At 42.2% G+C, this 4,391-nt stretch carries 4 protein-coding genes; 2 read left to right on the plus strand and 2 right to left on the minus strand.

Going from position 1 to position 4,391, the window contains the following annotated elements; all coding sequences use genetic code 11:
• Positions 1-153: 153 nt before the first annotated feature.
• The gene (gene ymfI / locus ACH2DQ_RS29580) at positions 154-936 is read right to left on the minus strand and encodes an elongation factor P 5-aminopentanone reductase (RefSeq protein WP_394913222.1); all 783 of its coding nucleotides are present in this window, start codon (positions 934-936) and stop codon (positions 154-156) included.
• Entirely contained in the window at positions 885-2,378 is a 1,494-nt protein-coding gene (galT, locus tag ACH2DQ_RS29585) for a UDP-glucose--hexose-1-phosphate uridylyltransferase (protein ID WP_395028855.1), read from the minus strand. The genes ymfI and galT overlap by 52 nt, the downstream gene beginning before the upstream one ends.
• Positions 2,379-2,731: 353 nt before the next feature.
• On the opposite strand from galT, the gene ACH2DQ_RS29590 reads away from it, so the two are divergent.
• Together ACH2DQ_RS29590 and ACH2DQ_RS29595 are read left to right on the plus strand one after the other, a co-directional pair.
• A complete protein-coding gene (locus tag ACH2DQ_RS29590; protein WP_394913224.1) occupies positions 2,732-3,412 on the plus strand; it encodes a WecB/TagA/CpsF family glycosyltransferase in 681 nt (226 codons plus the stop codon).
• Positions 3,413-3,416: 4 nt separating this feature from the next.
• Entirely contained in the window at positions 3,417-4,295 is an 879-nt protein-coding gene (locus ACH2DQ_RS29595; protein WP_394913225.1) for a YitT family protein, read from the plus strand.
• The last annotated feature ends 96 nt before the right edge of the window (positions 4,296-4,391 follow it).

Below are 4,391 nucleotides of genomic sequence, written 5' to 3' on the forward strand. Positions count from 1 at the left end.
ACCGCAAAGTGGGTTCTAAGATTTACTACGGTAAATATTCAAACCCAAAAACATATACCCTGAAATAAGTGAAAAAGAGGAGTGCCAAAGCGGCACTCCTCGAAGTATGTGGATATAAAAAGATGCTTGTGTGCTCAACATTGTTAAACAATGCTAAATCCAGCCTCCGTCCAACTTAATTACCTGACCCGTCAGGTAGGAATGGCTCCGGCAGAGGTCATACACCAGATCCGCAACTTCCTCTGTTTTTCCAAAGCGGTCAGACGGGATCTCGGCGATCAGGGCAGCACGTTCTTCCGGACTTAGAAATTGATTCATTTCCGTATCAATTGCCCCGCAGGCAATGGCATTTACCTGGATATTACTGGGTGCCAGTTCTTTAGCCAACGCCATGGTAAGGGCATTCATACCACCCTTTACGGATGAGTAAGCGACTTCGCAGGAAGCACCAACACAGCCCCAGACAGATGATATATTGATGATTTTACCACTCATTTTAGAAAGCATCAAAGGAATCGCACGCTGGCTGCAGTAGACAGCGGAAGACAGATTGGTCTGCAGAATACGGTTCCACTGCGTAGGGGGCATATCGGTAAAAAGCCCAACATAGGAGATTCCGGCATTGTTCACAACCACATCCAGCGTTTGAAAACGGGCTGCAATCTCCCGGAACAGTTTATCTACCGTTTCCGGGTCCCCCATATCCCCCACGAAGGGGAAACAGGTGACGCCGCATGTTTTTTCAATAATATTTTTTGTCTCCTGTAGAAGACCGCCGTTTTTTAAGCAGGTGATCACTACCTGATATCCTTCCCGGGCAAGCTTCAGGGCAATGGCGCGTCCAATGCCCCGGGATGCTCCGGTGATTAGTGCCGTTTTTTGCATTACAGAGTACCGATAAAACGCATAAAGCCTTCCCGGCCCTCTGCAGTACATTTGTAAACTCCGGCATGTTCCAGAACTTTCATGAATACCAGACCGATTTCATCGTTCAGAATCTGTCTTACATTACTTTCATCGATTTTTTCATATTTCGCAGAAAACTCATCAACCCAGTCAGCATGTTTTTCCAGATCCTCATTGGAACGGATGTCTTTGCCGGAAGTAATATAGTCAGCCAGCTGTTCCATTTCTGATTTTAACCGTGCAGGAAGAACAGCAAGTCCCATAACTTCAATCAGTCCGATGTTTTCTTTTTTGATATGATGAAGTTCCCCATGGGGATGATATACACCCAGCGGATGTTCTTCTGTGGTAATGTTGTTGCGCAGTACCAGGTCCAATTCATAAGCATCGCCGCGTTTTCTGGCAATCGGGGTAATGGTATTATGTGGTTCCCCGTCCGTATTTGCAAAGACAAAGGATGCTTCATCCGTATATCCTCTCCAGGCATTTAAAATATGGTCAGCCAGTTCAATAATACGTCCGGTGTCGGTACAGCTGATACGGATCACGGACATCGGCCATTTTACGATTCCCGCTGTAACATCTTCAAATCCTTTGATCGTAAAGGAAGATTCAATAGGAGCCTTAGCCATGGCAAATTCATAATTGCCGCCCTGGAAATGGTCATGGCTTAAGATGGAACCGCCAACGATTGGAAGATCTGCATTAGAACCTACAAAATAGTGTGGGAACTGCTTTACGATATCCAAAAGCTTGCCAAAAGTATCTCTTTCAATTTTCATAGGGATATGCTGGGTATTGAAAACGATACAGTGCTCATTGTAATAAACGTAAGGAGAATACTGGAATCCCCACTGGCTGTTGTTAATCGTAACCGGAATAATGCGGTGGTTCTGTCTTGCAGGATGATTCACTCTGCCGGCATAACCTACATTTTCAGGACAGAGAAGACATTTGGGGTAACCACTCTGCTTTGCAAGTTTTGCGGCAGCAATTGCCTTTGGATCTTTTTCTGGTTTGGAAAGGTTAATTGTAATATCCAGATCACCGTAAGGAGTGGGGGTTTCCCATTTCATATCCTTTTTGATGCGGTATCTTCTGATATAATCCGTATCCTGGCTTAATTTATAGAAGTAATCGGTTGCTTCTTTTGGATCTCTCACATACAGATCCAGGAATTTTTTTACTACTTCAGAAGGTCTTGGAACCAGATGTCCCATGATTTTCGTATCAAATAAATCACGGTAGACAATACTGTTTTCTTTCATAATACCATGCTCATATGCATAATCCATGATATTTGACAGCACCTCTTCCAGATCAATGTCTGTATTCTCTTCCTGGGGCTCATCATATTCTTCTATCTCCAGCAATTCCAAAAGGGCATTGGTGGTGTAGATGCGGTCTGTCTCCTCGATCAGTCCCGTTTGAAGTCCATAGGTAACCAGTTTTTTAATGTCATTGTAGATCATTTTCTTTCCTCCGCTTATTATTATTTAGAATAAATTCTATAGGCAGGCAAAATCAGTATATATCACACCTGTTATGGCGAAACAGGCGGAAAAAATACAATACATAAATATTAACATAAATTTTTATGATTTGAAATAGGAAATTGTTTAGACTCAGGATAAAAAATTACACATTCATTAATTACATGTTAACAAAATAGGTATTGCTTGAAATTAAAAGTAAAGTCTGTTATCATTGTTTTACGATGCAGGATTATGCAATTTGCCAGGGAGTGTTTAAAAATTGCTTTCTCAGTTGTGAGGAATTGATTTTCAAATACGCCTAAATCGGATTTAAGGTAGTAGGTGATAAGATGAATAAGAGTATAGAAATACTGGGCGTTAAGATCGATAATGACAGTGTAGAAGAAGCAGTGGGCAAGGTGGCAGGATTTCTGGAGACAGATTCTCTTAGCACAGTAGGAATGATATTTGCAAATGTTCTGGTGGAAGCGGTAAAAGAGCCGGGGTGGACAGACAAGATGGGGATGATGGATTTAAATATCATCGGGGATAAGGAAGTCTGGAAAGTCTGCGGCGAGGATTTGAAACAGTCATTGGAAGAGGTTGAGGATAACAGCTTTTTAAAGGGCATATGCAGCTACGCAATGGAACATGAGAAAACCGTTGCATTGCTGACGGAGAAAGACTCCGAGCGCCTGGTTTTTCAGAAGCATATGAAAAAGCAGCACAGAGGACTGAATATCGTAGGTACTTTTTCTCTGGATGATGCAACAGAAGATGAAGACAGCATCGTGAATCTGCTGAATGCTTCAGCGGAAGACATTATTATAGCAGCCATTCCAAGCCCTTATGAAGAAGAATTTCTAATGGGCTGCCGGCAGAAGCTGGGCGCCAGGGTATGGATTGGAATGGGACAAACTGCAACATCATTAATGAATGTGGAATCAAAAGCGAACTTTTTGGGTAAACTGATAGAAAAGAGGATATTTAAGAGAAAAGTATCAAAATATCAGAGCGAAAAGGGGGAGTAATCCCATGGAATTTCACAGGAAAAGACCGAAATATCTCGATTATTTAATGATGTTTGCGGGTACTGCACTTATGGCATTGGCCATTAACTCAATCTATGAGCCGGCGAATATGGTAACCGGAGGATTTACAGGTGCGGCAATTGTATTAAAAGCCGTAACAGATCCGTTTTTAAAGGGGGGCATACCGCTCTGGCTCACAAACATTGCATTAAATATTCCGGTTTTTATCCTGGGAATGAAAATTAAAGGGGGCCGTTTTTTAAAACGGACATTCTTTGCGACGTTCAGTCTGTCTTTCTGGTTATATATCATGCCGGTTTTCCCGTTAATGAATGAAGATTTAATTCTCTCTGCCCTTTTTGGAGGCGGGATTATGGGCCTGGGAATCGGACTGGTTTTCATGGCCAGGGGGACTACAGGCGGGACCGATATGGTTGCATCCCTGATACAGCACTATCTCCGCCATTATTCCATCGTTCAGATTATGCAGGTGATTGACGCGTTTATTGTGCTCATTGGGGCTTATATTTTCGGGATCAGTCTTGCCCTGTATGCAATCATTGGAATATTGGTGACTTCATGGATTTCTGACCATATGGTTGAAGGTATTAATTATTCAAAAATTGCATTTATTATTACCAGTCTAAGGGATGAAGTGGCGCATGAGATCATGAATGAGCTGCAGCGGGGACTGACGGGACTGGATGCCAAAGGTATGTATTCCGGTGAGCATCGGGATATGCTTTTCTGTGTGGTTTCTAAAAAAGAAATCATTCTGTTAAAAGAGAGAGTTGCATCCGTAGATCCGGGGGCTTTTGTGGTAGTCAGCGATGCAAAAGAGGTGCTCGGATTGGGTTTTTTAGAGCGTCATTTTGAAAAATGATACTTTTTTACAAAAAAGTATCATTTTTCTCTTTCTTTTTTGGTAGTTTTATATTAGAATACAAGTAGTATTAGCGTTTACAGGGAGAAGAGTGGG

The sequence above is a fragment of the Robinsoniella sp. genome, assembly GCF_034124845.1.

What these genes read in the sequence shown, in the direction of transcription:
- ymfI (WP_394913222.1), bottom strand. Translation starts at nt 936, where the DNA reads ATGTACTGCAGAGGGCCGGGAAGGCTTTATGCGTTTTATCGGTACTCT.
- galT (WP_395028855.1), bottom strand. Translation starts at nt 2,378, where the DNA reads ATGATCTACAATGACATTAAAAAACTGGTTACCTATGGACTTCAAACG.
- ACH2DQ_RS29590 (WP_394913224.1), top strand. Translation starts at nt 2,732, where the DNA reads ATGAATAAGAGTATAGAAATACTGGGCGTTAAGATCGATAATGACAGT.
- ACH2DQ_RS29595 (WP_394913225.1), top strand. Translation starts at nt 3,417, where the DNA reads ATGGAATTTCACAGGAAAAGACCGAAATATCTCGATTATTTAATGATG.